This is a genomic window from Bacillus sp. NPDC094064 (genome assembly GCF_050279585.1).
In the GTDB taxonomy this organism is placed as follows: Bacteria; Bacillota; Bacilli; order Bacillales; family Bacillaceae_G; genus Bacillus_A.
This window is the reverse complement of record NZ_JBNNUI010000003.1, coordinates 327,003-347,691: the sequence shown is the minus strand read 5'-3', so window position 1 is coordinate 347,691 and position 20,689 is coordinate 327,003. Positions and strand designations below refer to the sequence as shown.

20 protein-coding genes and 1 other annotated feature are annotated in these 20,689 nt (G+C 38.3%); all 20 genes read left to right on the top strand.

Going from position 1 to position 20,689, the window contains the following annotated elements:
• Positions 1-106 precede the first annotated feature (106 nt).
• The 20 genes from pgeF (at position 107) to pyrE (ending at position 20,675) form a co-directional block, all read left to right on the top strand.
• Entirely contained in the window at positions 107-925 is an 819-nt protein-coding gene (pgeF, locus tag ACQKNI_RS09530; RefSeq protein ID WP_088230168.1) for a peptidoglycan editing factor PgeF, read from the top strand.
• Positions 922-1,596, top strand: a complete 675-nt coding sequence (locus ACQKNI_RS09525; RefSeq protein WP_427282347.1) for a YggS family pyridoxal phosphate-dependent enzyme — start codon at positions 922-924, stop codon at positions 1,594-1,596. The genes pgeF and ACQKNI_RS09525 overlap by 4 nt, the downstream gene beginning before the upstream one ends.
• A gap of 19 nt (positions 1,597-1,615) precedes the next feature.
• Entirely contained in the window at positions 1,616-2,086 is a 471-nt protein-coding gene (locus ACQKNI_RS09520) for a cell division protein SepF (RefSeq protein ID WP_000119137.1), read from the top strand.
• Positions 2,087-2,092: 6 nt separating this feature from the next.
• Complete coding sequence (locus tag ACQKNI_RS09515) at positions 2,093-2,356, top strand: YggT family protein (protein ID WP_088230166.1); 264 nt, start codon at positions 2,093-2,095, stop codon at positions 2,354-2,356.
• A gap of 15 nt (positions 2,357-2,371) precedes the next feature.
• Positions 2,372-3,139 carry an RNA-binding protein gene (locus tag ACQKNI_RS09510; protein WP_088230165.1) on the top strand — a complete coding sequence of 256 codons (768 nt, stop codon included), beginning with the start codon at positions 2,372-2,374 and terminating at the stop codon, positions 3,137-3,139.
• Between the two features lie 89 nt (positions 3,140-3,228).
• Complete coding sequence (divIVA, locus tag ACQKNI_RS09505; protein ID WP_001131611.1) at positions 3,229-3,735, top strand: septum site-determining protein DivIVA; 507 nt, start codon at positions 3,229-3,231, stop codon at positions 3,733-3,735.
• A gap of 51 nt (positions 3,736-3,786) precedes the next feature.
• Positions 3,787-4,010, top strand: a binding site (T-box leader).
• A gap of 71 nt (positions 4,011-4,081) precedes the next feature.
• Positions 4,082-6,847 (top strand): isoleucine--tRNA ligase, encoded by a 2,766-nt coding sequence (gene ileS2, locus ACQKNI_RS09500; RefSeq protein ID WP_088230164.1) that lies wholly within the window; start codon positions 4,082-4,084, stop codon positions 6,845-6,847.
• A gap of 155 nt (positions 6,848-7,002) precedes the next feature.
• Positions 7,003-7,332, top strand: a complete 330-nt coding sequence (locus ACQKNI_RS09495; RefSeq protein ID WP_088230163.1) for a molecular chaperone DnaK — start codon at positions 7,003-7,005, stop codon at positions 7,330-7,332.
• A gap of 124 nt (positions 7,333-7,456) precedes the next feature.
• Positions 7,457-7,915: a lipoprotein signal peptidase LspA gene (gene lspA, locus ACQKNI_RS09490; RefSeq protein WP_000642180.1), complete on the top strand. Its 459-nt coding sequence runs from the start codon at positions 7,457-7,459 to the stop codon at positions 7,913-7,915.
• 4 nt (positions 7,916-7,919) lie between these two features.
• Positions 7,920-8,828: an RluA family pseudouridine synthase gene (locus tag ACQKNI_RS09485; RefSeq protein WP_088230161.1), complete on the top strand. Its 909-nt coding sequence runs from the start codon at positions 7,920-7,922 to the stop codon at positions 8,826-8,828.
• A 203-nt stretch (positions 8,829-9,031) separates the two neighbouring features.
• Positions 9,032-9,574 (top strand): bifunctional pyrimidine operon transcriptional regulator/uracil phosphoribosyltransferase, encoded by a 543-nt coding sequence (pyrR, locus tag ACQKNI_RS09480; RefSeq protein ID WP_001156491.1) that lies wholly within the window; start codon positions 9,032-9,034, stop codon positions 9,572-9,574.
• Positions 9,575-9,720: 146 nt separating this feature from the next.
• On the top strand, positions 9,721-11,013 hold the full coding sequence (gene uraA, locus ACQKNI_RS09475; RefSeq protein ID WP_140417317.1) for a uracil permease: 1,293 nt from the start codon (positions 9,721-9,723) through the stop codon (positions 11,011-11,013).
• Between the two features lie 148 nt (positions 11,014-11,161).
• Positions 11,162-12,076: an aspartate carbamoyltransferase gene (pyrB, locus tag ACQKNI_RS09470; protein ID WP_000018850.1), complete on the top strand. Its 915-nt coding sequence runs from the start codon at positions 11,162-11,164 to the stop codon at positions 12,074-12,076.
• Positions 12,060-13,346, top strand: a complete 1,287-nt coding sequence (gene pyrC, locus ACQKNI_RS09465; RefSeq protein WP_088230159.1) for a dihydroorotase — start codon at positions 12,060-12,062, stop codon at positions 13,344-13,346. Before pyrB ends, pyrC begins: the two co-directional genes overlap by 17 nt.
• Positions 13,343-14,440: a carbamoyl phosphate synthase small subunit gene (locus ACQKNI_RS09460; protein ID WP_088230158.1), complete on the top strand. Its 1,098-nt coding sequence runs from the start codon at positions 13,343-13,345 to the stop codon at positions 14,438-14,440. The genes pyrC and ACQKNI_RS09460 overlap by 4 nt, the downstream gene beginning before the upstream one ends.
• Positions 14,425-17,643 carry a carbamoyl-phosphate synthase large subunit gene (gene carB, locus ACQKNI_RS09455; protein ID WP_088230157.1) on the top strand — a complete coding sequence of 1,073 codons (3,219 nt, stop codon included), beginning with the start codon at positions 14,425-14,427 and terminating at the stop codon, positions 17,641-17,643. Before ACQKNI_RS09460 ends, carB begins: the two co-directional genes overlap by 16 nt.
• Positions 17,640-18,419 carry a dihydroorotate oxidase B electron transfer subunit gene (gene pyrK, locus ACQKNI_RS09450; protein WP_000983359.1) on the top strand — a complete coding sequence of 260 codons (780 nt, stop codon included), beginning with the start codon at positions 17,640-17,642 and terminating at the stop codon, positions 18,417-18,419. Before carB ends, pyrK begins: the two co-directional genes overlap by 4 nt.
• The gene (gene pyrD, locus ACQKNI_RS09445; RefSeq protein WP_001081057.1) at positions 18,416-19,345 is read left to right on the top strand and encodes a dihydroorotate oxidase B catalytic subunit; all 930 of its coding nucleotides are present in this window, start codon (positions 18,416-18,418) and stop codon (positions 19,343-19,345) included. Before pyrK ends, pyrD begins: the two co-directional genes overlap by 4 nt.
• On the top strand, positions 19,330-20,046 hold the full coding sequence (gene pyrF, locus ACQKNI_RS09440) for an orotidine-5'-phosphate decarboxylase (protein WP_088230156.1): 717 nt from the start codon (positions 19,330-19,332) through the stop codon (positions 20,044-20,046). Before pyrD ends, pyrF begins: the two co-directional genes overlap by 16 nt.
• The gene (gene pyrE / locus ACQKNI_RS09435) at positions 20,043-20,675 is read left to right on the top strand and encodes an orotate phosphoribosyltransferase (protein ID WP_000711449.1); all 633 of its coding nucleotides are present in this window, start codon (positions 20,043-20,045) and stop codon (positions 20,673-20,675) included. Before pyrF ends, pyrE begins: the two co-directional genes overlap by 4 nt.
• Positions 20,676-20,689 lie beyond the last annotated feature (14 nt).

Below are 20,689 nucleotides of genomic sequence, written 5' to 3'. Positions count from 1 at the left end.
TTACAGTAAACTGCAGTAGCGAGTGAGTGGCGAGACAGGACACGGAGAAGCAGGAATACTCTAAGAATAAACATTTGTCTATATTTTTAGTAGCAGCCGCTTTGTTATGAGAGAACCATTTAAATATGTGGACGGTATACTGTATTTACAAGCGTGGAAAGAACTTGGAAACATTACTGCTGGATTTACGACAAAAGATGGTGGGATAAGTACGGGCTCCTTTCATGCGATGAATTTAGGATTACATGTGAATGATATTGCGGAGAACGTTCATGAAAACAGACGCATTTTAGCAAATAAGTTACAAAAACCATTGGAAAACTGGATTTGCTCTGAACAAGTCCATGATCACCATGTTGAAAAAGTAGGACAACAAGAAAAAGGAAGTGGCGTCTATTCATATGAGGATGGCATTTCAAAAACAGATGGCATTTATACGACTAGTAAAGATGTTCTTTTAACGTCTTGTTACGCGGATTGTGTTCCACTCTATTTTTATGCACCATCACATGGTATGATAGGACTGGCGCATGCTGGGTGGAAAGGGACCGTAAAAGAGATTGCAAATGAAATGATTCAAAAGTGGAATGCAGAAGGGATTTCAATTGATGAAATTCATGTTGCGATCGGACCGGCAATAGGGTCTTGTTGTTATGTTGTTGATGATAGAGTATTAACTGCAGCACAGCAAGTAGTAAACGGGTCTGTCCCGTATGAAAAAATTTCTGATGGGCAGTACGCAATTAATTTAAAAGAAATTAATCGTATATTGTGTGTACAAGCAGGCATAAAAGAAGAGCATATTGTAATGTCATCTCTTTGTACAAGCTGTGAAGAACAACTATTTTTCTCTCATCGTCGTGATCAAGGAAAGACAGGAAGAATGTTGAGTTTCATAGGTTTTAAGGAGGAAGGAAACAAATGACAGTGCAAGAAAATTTAGTAACTGTAAATGAAGCTATTAAAGAAGCTTGCGCACGAGCTGGACGTTCGTTGCAAGATATTAAACTCGTTGCAGTTACAAAAACTGTAGGAATTGAAAAAACAAACGAAGTAATTGAAGCCGGAATTATTGATTTAGGTGAAAATAGAAATGAAGGTTTCTTACAGAAATACGAACATTTCGGTTCAAAAGTAAATTGGCATTTTATTGGCTCATTACAAACGAGAAAAGTAAAAGAAATCATTAATGAAATTGATTATTTACATTCATTAGATCGTCTTTCGCTTGCGAAAGAAATTCAAAAACGTGCTGATAAGAAAGTGAAATGTTTTATCCAAGTGAAAACATCCTCTGAAGAGTCCAAGCAAGGATTGGCAATAGAAGAAATTGTTCCTTTTATTCAAAGTTTGCAAAAATTGGATAAGATTGAAGTGGTTGGATTAATGACAATGGCTCCATTTACAGAAGAAGAGGAAGAAATCAGGCGCTGTTTTAAAGAATTACGCATGCTACAAGCAGAGGTGCAGGGGCTAGAATTGTCATATGCACCATGCGAAGAATTATCTATGGGAATGTCCAATGACTACACGATTGCAATTGAAGAAGGTGCTACATATATTCGTTTGGGAACGATTTTAGTAGGAAAAGCGTAAAAGGAAGGAGAATCTTATTATGAGTTGGTCAAAAGTAAAATACTTCTTTTTTGATACACCAGAAGAAAAAGAAGCAGCTCAATATAGCTATGAAAAGGAGCAAACAGACATGAAGAAGCAGCAAGATCCGCCAGAACAACAAGATGTTACGTTTCCAAAAGCGCAACCGAAACAAAATGTTGTGAGCATTGAAACGGCAAAGCAATCTTCAAAAGTTGTTTTATTAGAACCACGCACATATTCGGAAGCGCAAGGGATTGCGGACCATTTAAAAGGTAGACGAGCTGTTGTAATTAATTTGCAAAGAATGTCTACTGATCAAGCGGTACGTATCGTTGACTTTTTAAGTGGTACTGTATACGCTATAGGCGGGGATATTCAAAAAATAGGACCGAAAACATTTATGTGTACACCTGAAAATGTAGATATTGTTGGTGCAATTTCAGAGTTATTCGGTGAAGAAGAAGAAACAAATATAAAGAGGTGGTAATACGCCATGACAACAGTATATATGGTGTTAAGTTCTGCTATCGAGATTTACTCGTGGGCACTTATTATTTACATTCTCCTATCATGGTTTCCTGGTGCAAAGGAATCAACTTTTGGAGATTTTCTTGCGCGTATTTGTGAACCGTATTTAGAACCGTTTCGCAGATTTATTCCGCCGCTTGGTATGATTGATATCTCTCCACTCGTTGCGATTTTTGCGTTAAAACTTGCTAAAATTGGTTTAGCGAGTTTATTGAACTATTTCTTATAGTAAGAGGTTACATACATGAGCATCTACGAGCATTTTAGACCTGATGAAGAGGTCTTTGTGGATAAAGTATTAGAGTGGAAGCGAACGGCGGAGTACCATCAAGTGAAATTAACAGATTTCCTTGATCCAAGACAGCAGCAAATTGTTTCTATGGTAATTGGACAAGGAGATGTTGCTGTGCAATTCGATGGTGCAACGCCTCACGCGGAGCGCAAAAGAGCACTTATTTATCCAGACTATCTAGAATTAAATGAAGAAGAATTTCAAGTAGAAGTATTAGAAATTGACTATCCTTCCAAGTTTTATACGCTAGAGCATCGGCAAATATTAGGTACATTTATGTCTCTTGGTTTAACGAGGGAAAAATGTGGCGATATTTTGCTTCAAGAAAATCGTGCCCAAATTGTAGTTGCGAAAGAAATCGTATCGTACATTGAGATGAACTTACAATCAATAGGGAAAGTAAAAGTCTCCTTATCATCAGTGCAAGGAGAACAAATTCTGCAGATGCATGAAATGTGGGGAGAGAAATCTGGAACGGTTTCTTCACTTCGTTTAGATGTTATACTAGCTGAAATGTTACATGTATCCAGACAGAAAGTACAACCGTTAATAAAAAATGGTTTAGTGAAAGTCAATTGGAAAACAGTGGAGCAAACTTCTTATGAATGTTATCCAGGAGATGTTTTTTCTGTAAGAGGATACGGACGAAGTAAATTATTTTCTGTAGAAGGTAAAACAAAACGCGACAAATGGAGAATTTTGTATGGTATACTAAAATGATTGGTTTTTTAGAAGGAAATCCTCCTATTTTGTCGAAGAAAAGATATAATTGAAAGAGGAAATTTAGATAACTACTTGGAGGTGGCGTTGTGCCGTTAACACCATTAGACATTCATAACAAAGAATTTGGTCGCGGATTCCGTGGCTATGATGAAGATCAAGTAAATGAGTTTCTTGATCAAATTATCAAAGATTATGAATTAGTCATTCGTGAGAAAAAAGCTTTAGAAGAAAAGGTTGCGCAATTAGAAGGAAAGTTAGATCATTTCTCTAATATTGAAGATACGTTAAACAAATCTATCGTTGTAGCACAAGAAGCAGCGGAAGAAGTAAAACGTAATGCGCAAAAAGAAGCGAAATTAATTGTACGTGAAGCTGAAAAGAATGCAGATCGTATCATTAACGAAGCTTTAGTAAAATCAAGAAAAGTTGCCTTTGATATTGAAGAGCTGAAGAAACAAGCAAAAGTATTCCGAACTCGTTTCCGTATGCTTTTAGAAACACAGCTTGAAATGTTAAACAACGATGATTGGGATAAGTTAATTGAGTTAGAAGACGAAGTGGACGAGCTGTTGAAAAAAGAAGAAACAGTGTAAGCTTGACGTTTTTCTCATTATTACATATAATTTTAAACAACATATTTATTAAGAAAAACGAAGATAGGGATAAGTACCTTTTCACACCTTATATAGCGAACTGAGGATGGTGTAAGCTCAGGATAAGGAGATAATGGGAATATCACCCTGGAGTTCCGCGCTGAACAAATAGAGTAAGCGTAGGCGTATATTCGCGTTAAGAATATAAAGAGGATCTTATACATACGTATATGGTCTACTAGGGTGGTACCGCGGGAGACTTTCTCGTCCCTTTTGGGGATGAGAAGGTCTCTTTTTTATTCCGTTTTTTAAGTATTTCTTTTATACATGTAAGGAGGAATTGAGCATGGAGTACAAAAATACATTACTGATGCCAAAAACAGAGTTCCCAATGCGTGGGAATTTACCAAAACGTGAGCCTGCAATGCAAGAAAAATGGGCTGAAATGAACATTTATGAAAAAGTACAAGAACATACAAAAGGTCGTCCTTTATTCGTATTGCATGATGGACCTCCATATGCGAATGGTGACATTCATATGGGACATGCATTAAATAAAGTATTGAAAGACTTTATTGTTCGTTATAAATCAATGACTGGTTTCAGTGCACCATATGTACCAGGTTGGGATACGCACGGTTTACCAATTGAACAAGCTTTAACAAATAAAGGTGTAAAGCGTAAAGAAATGTCAGTTGCTGAGTTCCGTAAGTTATGTGCAGAGTATGCATATGAGCAAGTGGAGCGTCAACGTGAACAATTTAAGCGTCTAGGTGTACGTGCTGATTGGGATAACCCATACATTACTTTAGAGCCAGCTTATGAAGCACAACAAATTAAAGTGTTTGGTGACATGGCGAAAAAAGGTTATATCTATAAAGGACAAAAGCCTGTTTACTGGTCTCCAACGAGTGAATCAGCTTTAGCGGAAGCTGAAATTGAATATCAAGATAAAAAGTCAGCATCTATTTACGTAGCATTCCCTGTTAAAGACGGAAAGAACGTATTAGAAGGTGATGAGAAATTCATTATCTGGACAACAACACCTTGGACGTTACCTGCAAACTTAGGTATTTCTGTTCACCCAGAACTTGAATATAGCATTGTAAAAGTAAATGATGAGAAATATATCATCGCTTCTGAGCTGTTTGAGACAGTTGCAAAAACGTTAGAGTGGGAAAATGCTGAAGTTGTGAAAACGGTAAAAGGTAGCGAGCTTGAGTATACAGTTGCAAAACATCCATTCTACGATCGTGATTCATTAGTTATGCTAGGGGAACACGTAACAACAGATGCAGGTACTGGTTGTGTTCATACAGCACCTGGACACGGGGAAGATGACTTTATTGTTGGTAAAAAGTATGGCTTAGAAGTACTTTGCCCAGTTGATGATAAAGGTGTATTAACGAATGAAGCACCTGGATTTGAAGGCTTATTCTATGATAAAGCTAACAAGCCAATTACAGAAAAATTAGAAGAAGTAGGCGCGTTATTGAAACTAACATTCATTACGCATTCATACCCACATGATTGGAGAACGAAAAAACCAATTATTTTCCGTGCGACAGCACAATGGTTTGCATCTATTGAAGCATTCCGTAAAGAGTTATTAGAAGCTGTTGCGGAAACAAAATGGGTACCAGCATGGGGAGAAACTCGTCTTCATAACATGGTTCGTGACCGTGGTGACTGGTGTATTTCTCGTCAGCGTGCATGGGGTGTGCCAATTCCTGTATTCTATGCTGAGAATGGTGATCCAATTATTACGGATGAAACAATTAATCATGTAGCAGATTTATTCCGTGAACACGGTTCTAACGTATGGTTCGAGCGTGAAGCGAAAGATCTATTACCAGAAGGATTTACACATCCAGGTAGCCCAAATGGTGAATTCCGTAAAGAAACAGACATCATGGATGTATGGTTCGATTCAGGTTCTTCTCACCAAGCGGTATTAGAAGAGCGCGAAGACTTACAACGTCCAGCTGATTTATATTTAGAAGGATCTGACCAATATCGTGGTTGGTTCAACTCTTCATTATCAACAGCAGTTGCTGTAACAGGTAAAGCTCCATATAAAGGCGTACTAAGCCATGGATTCGTATTAGATGGTGAAGGACGTAAAATGAGTAAGTCGATTGGAAACATCGTCGTACCGAAGAAAATTATGGATCAATTAGGTGGAGACATTTTACGCTTATGGGTATCTTCTGTTGACTATCAATCTGACGTACGTATTTCAGATGATATTTTAAAACAAGTAGCAGAAGTGTATCGTAAAATCCGTAATACATTCCGTTTCTTATTAGGAAACTTAGATGACTTTAAGCCAAGTGAAAATACAGTAGCGGTAGCTGAACTTCGTGAAGTAGATCGTTACATGTTAGTGAAATTAAATGACTTAATTACAAAAGTAAAAGAAGCATATGAAACATACGACTTCGCTGCTGTATATCATGCAATTCATAACTTCTGTACAATTGATTTAAGTTCATTCTACTTAGACTTTGCAAAAGACATTCTATACATTGAAGGTGCAAATCATGAAGATCGTCGTGCAATTCAAACTGTATTATATGATGTTCTTGTTGCATTGACAAAACTTGTAACACCAATCTTACCGCATACAGCTGATGAAGTATGGCCATACATTCCAGGTGTAACAGAAGAAAGTGTACAATTAACTGATATGCCAGAAACTGCAGAAATAGATGGTGCGGAAGCATTAAAAACAAAATGGGATGCATTTATGACGCTGCGTGATGACGTATTAAAAGCGTTAGAAGTAGCGCGTAATGAAAAAGTAATCGGTAAGTCATTAAATGCAAGCATTACACTATATCCAACTGCAGAAATGAAAGCTATGCTAGAGTCTATTAGTGAAGACTTAAAGCAATTATTCATCGTTTCTGAGTATAAACTTGGTGGTATGATGGAAGAAGCGCCAGTAGATGCACCGAAGTATGAACATACAGCGGTTGTTGTTGCTCAAGCAACTGGTGAAACATGTGAACGTTGTTGGGTAGTTTCAGAAACAATTGGTAAAGATGCTGAACATGAAACATTATGTGAGCGTTGTGCAACAGTTGTTAAAGAAAACTATGTAAAATGATAAGGAATGACTGCACGTAAAGTGCAGTCATTTTTTTGTTTACAGTATATTGAAATAACTTTCACTCTCTTTCCTATGAAGGAAAAATGTGTGTGAGGTAAGCAAATAGATTTCGGACACACTAACTGTACATTACAGCTAGGAGGAATGTACACGTGAATGAAATTTACATGGAAATAAAAGAAGAATTGCAATTGATGAGAAAAGAGTTGCAAGAGAGACTAGCTAAAGAAGTAATGCACAAATACGATATGGAGTTTAGCGGGGAGCTCGGATATGAAATTCAGGAAGAGATAAAGAAAAAAATGCTATTACATGATATAAAAGAGGATTTAAAAGATGTAGAACGTGCATTGTTTAAAATGGAAATAGATATGTATGGTATTTGTGAAGAAACGGGAAGAGCGATTCCTACAAAACAAATGAAAACAATGCCGACTGCTCGTACGATTCATGAATTTTTCTATGAAAAGGTAAATGTATGAATACGCACAACGATATTATATTACCTTTTTTTAATTTATTTTATTCTTCTATAAAGGTTCATTGTGAAAAGATAGCAGCTATGCTAAAATTTTGAGGTACACTGTCTTTATGGGGGAAATGAAAATGATATATTATGTAATAGCGTTATTTGTCATTGCCATCGATCAAATATCGAAGTGGCTAATTGTAAAGAACATGGAATTGGGTACGAGCATTCCGATTATCGATAATGTATTATACATAACATCACATCGAAATAGAGGAGCTGCCTGGGGTATTTTAGAAAATAAAATGTGGTTTTTCTACATTATTACAGTCGTTTTCGTAGTGTTTATCGTATTTTATATGAAAAAGTACGCGAAGACAGACAAGCTTCTAGGTATTTCATTAGGTCTCATTTTAGGCGGAGCAATTGGTAATTTTATTGATCGTGTATTTAGACAAGAAGTAGTGGATTTCATTCACGTGTATATTTTCTCGTACAACTATCCAGTATTCAATATAGCTGATTCAGCATTATGTATTGGTGTTGTATTAATTATTATTCAAACATTATTAGAAGGCAAGAAAGCGAAGGAGTAATTGAATGAGTGAAGTAGTACAAGTAACAGTTGCAGAAGAGCAAAAAAGTGAGCGAATTGATAAATTCGTTGCAGGGATAAATAATGAGTGGTCACGTTCACAAGTACAGCAATGGATTAAAGATGATGTTGTGACAGTAAACGGAAAAGCAGTAAAAGGGAATTATAAGGTTCGAGAAAATGATGAAATTACAGTAACGATTCCTGAACCAGAAGCATTAGATATTCAACCAGAAGATATGAACTTAGAAATTTATTATGAAGATGCAGATGTACTTGTTGTTAATAAGCCACGTGGCATGGTTGTACATCCAGCACCAGGTCATACAAGTGGTACGCTTGTAAACGGCCTTATGCACCACTGTACAGATTTATCAGGCATTAACGGTGTAATGCGTCCAGGTATCGTGCATCGTATTGATAAAGATACATCTGGCCTATTAATGGTTGCTAAAAATGATATGGCGCACGAATCACTTGTAAATCAACTTGTAGCAAAAACAGTTACAAGACGTTACAAAGCGATTGTGCACGGTGTGATTCCACATGATAAGGGAACTATCGATGCACCAATTGGCCGTGATAAGAAAGAGCGTCAAAGTATGACAGTTGATGAAAATGGTAAGCATGCTGTGACGCACTTCCAAGTGTTAGAACGCTTTAAAGACTTTACACTTGTGGAATGTCGCTTAGAAACGGGACGTACGCACCAAATTCGTGTTCATATGAAATATATTGGCTATCCACTTGCAGGAGATCCAAAGTATGGCCCAAAGAAAACATTAGATATGAATGGACAAGCACTTCATGCAGGTATTTTAGGATTTGACCATCCTCGTACTGGTGAATATATTCAGTTTGAAGCACCAATTCCAGAAGTGTTTGAAGACGCATTAAATATTTTGCGAAAATAGTATTGACAAATCATAAGAAAACTGAGATACTGACAACAGTTAAATAATGATCCTTTAACACAGCCCCGTGAGGTTGAGAAGGTAACGGTTTGAAATACTTAGGGTATGCTGTACCCTTTTTTCAAAAGTCCTCTCGCACACGCTGAGAGGACTTTTTTTATACCATTCCTCTCATGCAAGAAAAAAGCTTGGAGGTGTAGAACATGCAGGAAAAAGCTGTCGTTTTAGATGACCAAATGATTCGCCGCGCTTTAACACGAATTAGTCATGAAATCGTGGAACGAAATAAAGGTGTCGATAATTGTGTTCTTGTCGGAATTAAAACACGTGGAATTTTTATTGCACAACGTTTGGCAGAACGAATTGGTCAAATTGAAGGGAAAGAAATGGAAGTAGGCGAGTTAGATATTACGTTATATCGTGATGATTTAACACTACAATCCAAAAACAAAGAACCACTTGTAAAAGGTTCTGATATTCCTGTAGATATTACGAAGAAAAAAGTTATCCTTGTGGATGATGTATTATATACAGGAAGAACAGTTCGAGCAGCGATGGATGCCCTAATGGATTTAGGTAGACCGTCACAAATTCAATTGGCTGTTCTTGTTGATAGAGGTCATCGTGAACTACCAATTCGCGCTGATTATGTAGGAAAGAACATTCCAACATCAAGTGAAGAGCGTATCGAAGTTGATTTGCAAGAGACAGATCAACAAGATCGAGTAAGCATATACGATAAGTAAAGCCCTTTTAAATGTAGTCCTGTGAGGCTGACAAAGGGTCTTGGCTTTCATATGTCAAATTTGGCATACGAAAGTGTAGGACTCTTTGTGCACAGGCACAAAGAGTTTTTTTATTGCAAAGATTTAAACTGAAGGAGGATGTAACAATGGAACAAAAGCCAGTGTTAGACGTTAATGAAATACCGAAACCGGGAAAATGGTTATTTTTAAGTATACAACATTTGTTCGCGATGTTTGGATCAACAGTGCTTGTTCCGTTTTTAACAGGATTGAATCCGTCAGTAGCATTAATATCAAGTGGATTAGGAACGTTAGCGTTTCTTCTTATAACGAAAGGTCAAGTACCTGCCTATCTAGGATCATCATTCGCCTTTATCGCACCGATTATAACAGCGAAAACGGCAGGTGGACCGGGAGCAGCGATGCTTGGCGGTTTGCTAGCAGGACTTGTGTACATCTTAATCTCACTCGGAATTAAGAAATCAGGATCAGCGTGGATTATGAAATTACTTCCACCAATCGTAGTTGGTCCAGTCGTAATGGTAATCGGTTTAGCTTTAGCACATACAGCAGTGAATATGGCAATGAACGGTGCGGATGGTAAGTACAGCTTTACACACTTTTCAGTAGCGTTAGTAACATTAGCAATTACAATCATTTGCTCCATATTCGGGAGAGGATTCTTCAGTATCATACCAGTTTTACTTGGAATCATCGGAGGTTACATCTTTGCTTACTTCCAAGGGCTAGTCGATTTAAAGCCGGTAGCTGAGGCAAAATGGTTTGTCATACCAGATTTCACAGTACCATTTGTAACATACACACCAGAGTTCTCATGGAAGATTGTGCTCTTAATGGTACCAGTTGCACTCGTAACAATATCAGAGCATATCGGACATCAAATTGTACTTGGAAATGTAATTAAAAGAGATTTAATTGAAAAACCAGGTTTACATCGTTCAATCTTCGGTGATGGAGTAGCAACATTGATCGCATCACTAATCGGTGGACCACCGAATACAACATACGGTGAAAACATCGGAGTGCTAGCAATTACGAGAGCGTACAGTGTATACTTATTCATCGGTTCAGCAGTGTTCGCAATCATGTTCGGATTTATCGGTAAAATTTCTGCACTGATTCATTCGATCCCAACACCAGTTATGGGCGGGGTATCAATCTTACTATTCGGTGTAATCGCATCAAGCGGATTACGCATGATGGTAGATGATAAAACAGATTTAAGTGACAAACGAAACTTAATGATTGCATCAGTAATACTAGTAATCGGCATTGGTGGAGCGGTACTTCACGTAGGAGATTCATTCCAAGTAGAAGGAATGGCGCTTGCAGCGATTGTAGGTGTACTGTTAAATCTACTACTACCAGAAACAAAACAAGAAAAACATACAAAACAATCTAAGCAGATTGCTTCATAAAAATAACCTTTTAATTCAGTCCTGTGAGACAGAAAAGGGTGGCTTCTTCCTTGCACCCTAGTCTTACACGATTAGGGTATTTTTATGCGAAGGTTGTTATAAATATACAAAAGTGATAACATAAAAATCAGAAAGATGAGGGATGACGATGAGCCATTTGTTAACGATGAGTGAACTATCGGAAGTAGAAATTTCAGAAATCCTAAAAGACGCAGAAGATTTTGCGAATGGAAAAGAGAGCAAAACGACAGAGCAAACTTTTGTTGCAAACTTGTTCTTTGAGAATAGTACGAGAACGAGATTTAGCTTTGAAGTTGCTGAGAAGAGATTAGGACTGGATGTTTTAAACTTTTCAGCTGATGCATCTAGCGTACAAAAAGGAGAAACGTTATACGATACGATAAGAACACTAGAATCAATCGGAACAAAAGCAGTGGTCATCCGCCATGAGCAAGATCGCTACTTCGATGAACTAAAAGATCAGGTGAATATCCCGATTTTAAACGCTGGAGATGGATGTGGAAACCATCCAACGCAGTGCCTACTCGACCTTCTTACAATTAAACAAGAGTTTGGAAGATTTGAAGGTTTGAAGATTGCAATAGTAGGAGATGTTCGACATAGCCGAGTAGCACGTTCTAATGCAGAAGCATTAACGAAGCTCGGTGCAACGATTTACTTTGCAAGTCCAGAAGAGTGGAAAGATGAAGACAACACATTTGGAACATACAAACCATTAGATGAGCTTGTTCCAGAAGTGGATGTAATGATGTTACTTCGTGTGCAACATGAGCGTCATGATCATTATGAAACAGACATTATGAAAGAGTATCATGAGAAACATGGATTAACAGTAGAAAGAGAAAAGCGTATGAAAGAAGGAAGCATTATTATGCATCCAGCTCCTGTAAACCGAGATGTTGAAATTGCAAGTGAACTCGTTGAGTGTGAGCGTTCACGCATATTTAAACAAATGGAAAATGGAGTTTACGTAAGAATGGCTGTACTAAAACGCGCCTTACCAAATGTATTAGGAGGAATGAAACATGAATTACTTGTTTAAAAATGGTCGTTATATGAATGAAGAAGGAAAAATCGTAGCAACAGATCTTCTTGTACAAGACGGTAAAATCGCTAAGGTAGCAGAAAATATTACGGCAGATAATGCTGAAGTAATCGATGTGAACGGAAAGTTAATCGCACCTGGATTAGTAGATGTACACGTACATCTTCGTGAACCAGGTGGTGAACATAAAGAAACAATTGAAACAGGTACACTAGCAGCGGCAAAAGGTGGATTCACTACAATTTGCGCAATGCCAAATACACGCCCAGTACCAGATTGCAGAGAACATATGGAAGACTTGCAAAAACGTATTCAAGAAAAAGCGCATGTCAATGTACTACCATATGGAGCAATTACAGTACGCCAAGCGGGTTCTGAAATGACAGATTTTGAAACATTAAAAGAGCTGGGAGCATTTGCTTTCACTGATGACGGTGTAGGCGTACAAGATGCTAGCATGATGTTAGCTGCTATGAAGCGTGCAGCGAAATTAAATATGGCAGTAGTTGCGCACTGTGAAGAGAACACTCTTATTAATAAAGGGTGTGTACATGAAGGGAAGTTTTCTGAGAAACACGGATTAAACGGTATCCCATCAGTATGTGAATCTGTACATATTGCAAGGGATATACTGCTTGCTGAAGCGGCAGATTGTCACTATCACGTATGTCACGTAAGTACGAAAGGCTCTGTACGCGTAATTCGTGATGCGAAACGCGCTGGAATTAAAGTAACAGCAGAAGTAACACCGCATCACTTAGTGTTATGTGAAGATGATATCCCATCAGCTGATCCTAACTTTAAAATGAACCCACCGCTTCGTGGAAAAGAAGATCATGCAGCGTTAATTGAAGGGTTATTAGATGGAACAATTGATATGATCGCAACAGATCATGCACCGCATACAGCGGAAGAGAAAGCACAAGGAATTGAAAGAGCACCATTCGGAATTACTGGTTTTGAAACAGCATTCCCACTTCTATACACAAACCTTGTGAAAAAAGGAATTATTACATTAGAGCAGTTAATTCAATTCTTAACAGAAAAGCCAGCTGATACATTCGGCTTAGAAGCAGGTCGCCTGAAAGAAGGTAGAACAGCTGATATTACAATCATTGATTTAGAACAAGAAGAAGAGATTGATCCAACAACATTCTTATCAAAAGGAAAAAATACACCATTTGCAGGTTGGAAATGCCAAGGATGGCCGGTAATGACAATCGTTGGTGGTAAGATCGCATGGCAAAAGGAGAGTGCATTAGTATGAAAAGACAACTTATCTTAGAAGATGGAACAGTATTAATTGGAAAAGGTTTCGGAGGAGAAATCGAAAAGTCAGGTGAGGTTGTATTTACAACAGGAATGACTGGATATCAAGAAACATTATCTGATCCATCATATTGCGGTCAAATTGTAACATTCACGTACCCATTAATCGGAAACTACGGCATTAACCGTGACGATTTTGAATCGATTCATCCATCTGTAAATGGTTTAATCGTAAACGAAATTTGTGATCATCCATCAAACTTCCGTAATGAAATTTCGTTAAATGATTACTTAAAAGAAAGAAATATCCCAGGATTAGCAGGAATTGATACGAGAAAATTAACGAGAAAAATTCGTCAATACGGTACATTACGCGGACGTCTATGTAACATGGATGCAGATGTAGAGTACATCGTGAGCCAATTAAAAGCGACAGTATTTACAGATCACGTAAAACGCGTATCAACGAAAGATCCATACCCAAGCCCAGGCCGCGGACATCGCGTTGTACTAGTAGACTTCGGAATGAAACATGGTATCTTACGAGAATTAAATAAACGTGACTGTGATGTAATTGTAGTACCTTACAATACAACAGCAGAAGAAATTTTACGCCTTAGCCCAGATGGAATTATGTTAAGTAACGGACCTGGAGATCCAAAAGATGTACCAGAAGCAATTGAAATGTTAAAAGACATTATCGGTAAAGTTCCTTTATTCGGAATTTGCCTAGGACATCAATTGTTCGCTCTAGCATCTGGTGCGAATACAAGTAAATTAAAATTCGGTCACCGTGGTTTAAACCATCCAGTAAAACATCTTGCAACTGGAAAAGTAGCAATTACATCTCAAAATCATGGTTACGCAGTAGAAGAAGAATCAGTTAAAAATACAGATCTTGAAATTACGCACGTAGCTTTAAATGATGGAACAGTAGAAGGTCTTCGTCATACGAAGTTCCCAGCATTTACAGTACAATACCACCCAGAAGCTTCAGCAGGACCAGAAGATGCAAATGATTTATTCGAAGATTTCTTAGCAATGATTGAAAACTTCAAGAAAGAAGGGGAAGAGTTATGCCAAAACGCCTAGACATTAACACAATTTTAGTAATCGGATCAGGACCAATTGTAATTGGGCAAGCAGCGGAGTTTGACTACTCTGGTACACAAGCTTGTCAATCTCTTAGAGAAGAAGGTTACAAAGTAATCCTTGTTAACTCTAACCCAGCAACAATTATGACAGATACTGCGACAGCAGATAAAGTATATATCGAGCCATTAACATTAGAATTCGTAAGCCGTATTATTCGTAAAGAACGTCCAGATGCAATCTTACCAACATTGGGTGGTCAAACAGGCTTAAATATGGCTGTTGAACTTGCGAAATCAGGCATCCTTGAAGAGTGCGGAGTTGAAATTTTAGGAACAAAGCTATCAGCAATCGAACAAGCGGAGGATCGCGATTTATTCCGTACATTAATGCAGGATTTAAATGAACCAATTCCATCTAGCACGATCATTCATACGTTGGAAGAAGCACATGAATTTGTAAAAGAAATTGGTTATCCAGTTATTGTTCGCCCAGCATTTACAATGGGAGGAACAGGTGGCGGAATCTGTAGTAATGAAGAAGAACTAATTGAAATCGTATCAGGTGGATTAAAACATAGTCCAGTAACACAATGTTTATTAGAAAAGAGCATTGCGGGTTGTAAGGAAATTGAATATGAAGTAATGCGTGATTCGAATGATAACGCGATTGTAGTATGTAACATGGAAAACATCGATCCAGTTGGGGTTCACACAGGTGATTCTATCGTAGTAGCACCGAGCCAAACATTAAGCGACCGTGAATATCAAATGTTACGAAACACTTCATTACGAATTATTCGTGCATTAGGAATTGAAGGTGGATGTAACGTTCAGCTTGCACTTGATCCACATAGCTTCCAATACTATGTAATTGAAGTAAACCCACGTGTAAGTCGTTCATCTGCACTAGCATCTAAAGCAACTGGATATCCAATTGCGAAGCTAGCCGCAAAAATTGCAGTCGGTTTAACATTAGATGAAATTATAAACCCAGTAACACAAAAAACTTACGCGTGCTTTGAGCCAGCATTAGACTATGTTGTTTCAAAAATTCCACGCTGGCCATTTGATAAGTTTGAATCAGCAAACAGAACACTTGGTACACAAATGAAGGCAACTGGTGAAGTTATGTCAATCGGACGTAACTTAGAGCAATCATTATTAAAAGCGGTTCGTTCTTTAGAGCTTGGTATTTATCACTTAGAATTAGACCACTTAAAAGAGCTTGATAAAGAAACAATGAAAAAACGCATTATTAAAGCAGATGATGAGCGACTGTTTATCGTAGCAGAAGCGATTCGTCAAGGTGTAACGAAAGAAGAAATCAACGAATGGTGTGAAATGGACTTCTTCTTCTTACAAAAAATTGAAAACATCGTAAACATGGAACGCGAAGTAAAAGCGAATGTAGGAAATATGGAAGTACTACAAACTGCGAAAGAAATGGGCTTCAGCGATCACTACATTGCAGCTGCTTGGAACAAAACGGAGCGCGAAATCTACGATATGCGTAAAGAAAACAATATAACTCCTGTCTATAAAATGGTAGACACTTGTGCGGCAGAGTTCGAATCTGCAACACCATATTACTACAGCACATACGGTGACGAGAATGAATCGGTTATAACAGATCGTAAGAGTGTGGTTGTACTAGGGTCTGGTCCAATCCGTATCGGTCAAGGTGTTGAGTTTGACTATGCAACAGTTCACTCTGTATGGGCAATAAAAGAAGCTGGATATGAGGCAATCATTGTTAATAACAACCCAGAAACAGTTTCAACAGACTTCAGTATTTCTGACAAATTATACTTTGAACCATTAACGATTGAAGATGTAATGCACATTATCGATTTAGAAAAGCCAGAAGGTGTTATCGTTCAGTTCGGTGGACAAACGGCAATTAACTTAGCGGCGAAATTAGAAGCACACGGTGTGAAAATCTTAGGAACATCACTTGAAGACTTAGACCGTGCAGAAGATCGTGATAAATTCGAAGCCGCTTTAACAAAGCTTGGTATCCCGCAACCAGTTGGTAAAACTGCAACGACTGTAGAACAAGCGGTAGCAATCGCTGAAGAAATTGGTTACCCAGTACTAGTAAGACCGTCTTACGTACTAGGTGGACGTGCGATGGAAATCGTATATCGTCAAGAAGAACTGCTGCACTACATGAAGAATGCAGTTAAAGTTCATGCAGATCATCCAGTATTAATCGACCGTTACATGGTTGGTAAAGAAATTGAAGTAGATGCAATTTCAGACGGTGAGAATGTATTCATTCCAGGTATTATGGAACATATTGAACGCGCTGGAGTTCACTCTGGTGATTCAATCGGAGTATATCCACCACAAAGCTTATCTGAAAACCTGAAAGAACAAATCATTGAACATACAATTGCACTTGGAAAAGGATTAAACATTATTGGATTACTAAATATCCAGTTTGTAGTGTTCAAAGATCAAGTGTATGTAATTGAAGTAAACCCACGTGCGAGCCGTACAGTACCGTTCTTAAGTAAAATTACAGGCGTACCGATGGCGAACGTTGCAACGAAAGTTATTTTAGGTCAAAACCTAGTAGAACAAGGATACGGAACGGGCTATCACCCAGAAGAGAAAGAAGTATATGTAAAAGCTCCGGTATTCTCATTTGCGAAACTACGTTCAGTTGATACAACATTAGGACCTGAAATGAAATCAACAGGGGAAGTAATGGGTAAAGACTTAACGCTTGAAAAAGCATTATACAAAGGTCTAGTGGCTTCTGGAATTAACATTCCAACGCACGGATCAGTAATCATCACAGTAGCGGATAAAGATAAAGAAGAGGCAATGGAAATTGCAAAACGTTTCCATGAAATCGGTTATAACTTATTAGCAACAGCTGGAACAGCACAATCGTTAGCAGAGCAAAATATTCCAGTGCAAGTTGTAAACAAAATTGATTCTGAAGACTACAACTTACTTGATATTATCCGTCAAGGAAAAGCGCAGTTTGTAATCAATACGTTAACAAAAGGTAAACAACCAGCGCGTGATGGTTTCCGCATTCGCCGTGAATCAGTAGAAAATGGTGTGGCTTGCTTAACATCACTTGATACAACGAGAGCAATTTTACGAGTATTAGAATCTATGACATTCTCAGCTCATTCAATGAAAGAAATTACGCAAACAAAGCGTCACGAGGTGGTACATGCATGATGCAAAAGCAAAATATGATCGTCGTTAATCAAAAAGAAATCGCAAAAAACATTTACGAATTAGTGCTTCAAGGAACTTTAGTACAGCAAATGAACGAACCAGGGCAGTTTGTACACATTAAGGTAGCAGAGGGCATTGCGCCCCTTCTGCGCCGCCCAATTAGTATTTGTAATGTAGATCAAGAGAAGAACGAATTTACAATGCTATATCGTGCGGAAGGACAAGGGACAAAAACATTAGCAACTAGAAAACAAGGTGAAATGGTAGATGTACTAGGACCACTAGGACACGGTTTTCCTGTAGAAGAAGCGGAAGCTGGTCAAACAGCTTTACTAGTAGGCGGGGGAATTGGTGTACCACCACTTTATGAACTATCACAGCGCCTCGTTGCAAAAGGTGTACGTGTGATTCACATCTTAGGTTTTCAAACGAAAGATGTAGTTTTCTACGAAGAAAAATTTGCAGAACTTGGTGATACGTACGTTGCGACAGTAGACGGTACACATGGTACAAAAGGATTTGTCACAGATGTAATTGATAATTACGGAATTGATTTTGATATTCTTTATTCATGTGGTCCGTTAGCGATGCTTCGTGCATTAGAAGGACGTTACAAAGAGAAAAAAGCCTATATTTCATTAGAAGAACGTATGGGCTGTGGTATTGGAGCTTGTTTCGCATGTGTATGCCACTTACAAGAAGATCCAAGTGGACATTCTTACAAGAAGGTGTGTAGCGACGGACCAGTATTTCCAATCGGGGAGGTTGTACTATGAACAGATTGCAAGTTGAATTACCAGGATTATCATTAAAAAATCCAATTATACCGGCATCTGGATGCTTTGGATTTGGTCGTGAATATGCACAGTTTTACGATTTAAGTGTACTAGGATCAATCATGATTAAAGCGACGACAGAACAACCACGCTATGGAAATCCAACGCCGCGTGTTGCTGAAACACCGGGCGGCATGTTAAATGCAATCGGACTTCAAAACCCAGGTTTAGAAAAAGTAATGAATTCTGAATTACCATGGTTAGAACAATTTGACCTTCCAATCATTGCGAACGTTGCAGGCTCACAAGCTGAGGATTACGTAGCGGTTGCAAAGGAAATTTCTAAAGCACCTAATGTCCATGCACTAGAATTAAATATTTCTTGTCCGAACGTAAAAACAGGTGGTATCGCCTTTGGTACAAATCCTGAAATTGCTGCTGATTTAACGAAGCGAGTAAAAGAGGTTTCTGAAGTACCTGTATACGTGAAGTTGTCACCGAACGTGGCAAACATTGTGGAAATTGCAAAAGCGATTGAAAATGCAGGTGCAGACGGATTAACGATGATTAATACATTGCTTGGTATGCGTCTAGATTTAAAAACAGCTAAACCAATTTTAGCAAACCGTACAGGCGGATTATCAGGTCCTGCGATTAAGCCGGTAGCAATTCGTATGGTACATGAAGTAAGCCAAGCGGTTAACATTCCAATTATCGGAATGGGTGGTATTGAAACAGCGGAAGATGTAATTGAATTCTTCTACGCTGGCGCAAGCGCAGTTGCAGTAGGTACAGCGAACTTTATCGATCCGTTCGTATGTCCGACAATTATTGAAGAGTTACCAGCATTACTAGATGAATTAGGATTTGATCACATTTCGGAATGTCAAGGAAGGAGCTGGAAGCAAACATGTCACAGTCGTTAATCGTTGCACTAGATTTTCCAGGGAAACAAGATGTAGAACAATTCTTGCGCCACTTTGAAGGGGAAGAGTTATTTGTCAAAGTAGGTATGGAGTTATTTTACAAAGAAGGCCCTGCAATTATTACGTACTTAAAAGAAAAAGGACATAAAATCTTTCTAGATTTAAAACTTCATGATATTCCGAATACAGTAAAAAGCGCTATGCGTAGCTTAGCTAGTCTAGATGTTGATATGGTAAATGTTCATGCTGCTGGGGGAAGCAGCATGATGAAAGCTGCGATTGAGGGATTAGAGGAAGGTAAGCAAGAAGGAAAAGAGAGACCGATTTGTATTGCAGTTACACAACTAACAAGCACTTCGGAAGCTATGATGAAAAAAGAGATCGGCATTGAGAAAACGTTAGAAGAAGCGGTTGCTCATTATGCAAAACTAACGAAAGAAAGCGGACTTGATGGCGTTGTTTGTTCAACGCTTGAAGTTCCAAAATTACGTGAAGTATGCGGAAATGAATTTGTAACAGTAACACCGGGGATTCGTCTTGCAAGTGATGATGTAAATGACCAGGTGCGCGTAGCAACACCGAAACGTGCGAGGGAACTTGGTTCAAGCTATATCGTAGTTGGACGTAGTATTACAAAAGCAGAAAATCCGTTTGAAGCGTATAAAACAGTAAAACAACAGTGGGAAGGTGTAACAGTATGAAAAAAGAAATCGCATCGCATTTATTAGAAATTGGAGCAGTATTTTTACAACCGAATGATCCATTTACTTGGTCTTCAGGTATGAAATCACCAATTTATTGTGATAACCGTTTAACTTTATCTTATCCAAAAGTACGTCAAGCGATTGCAGCTGGATTAGAAGAGTTAATTAAAGAGCACTTCCCAACTGTAGAAGTTATTGCAGGAACAGCAACTGCTGGTATTGCGCACGCTGCATGGGTAAGCGATCGTATGGATTTACCAATGTGCTACGTACGTAGTAAAGCAAAGGGTCACGGTAAAGGGAACCAAATCGAAGGAAAAGCTGAAAAAGGTCAAAAAGTAGTAGTAGTAGAAGACTTAATTTCAACTGGCGGTAGTGCAATTACATGTGTAGAAGCACTTCGCGAAGCTGGCTGTGAAGTATTAGGAATCGTATCAATCTTCACATATGAGCTAGAAGCAGGAAAAGAAAAGCTAGAAGCAGCTAACGTAGCATCATATTCTTTAAGTGATTACAGTGCATTAACTGAAGTTGCAGCAGAAAAAGGTATGATTGGACAAGCTGAAACGAAAAAATTACAAGAGTGGCGCAAAAATCCAGCTAACGAAGCTTGGATCACGGCGTAACACGAAAAAAGACG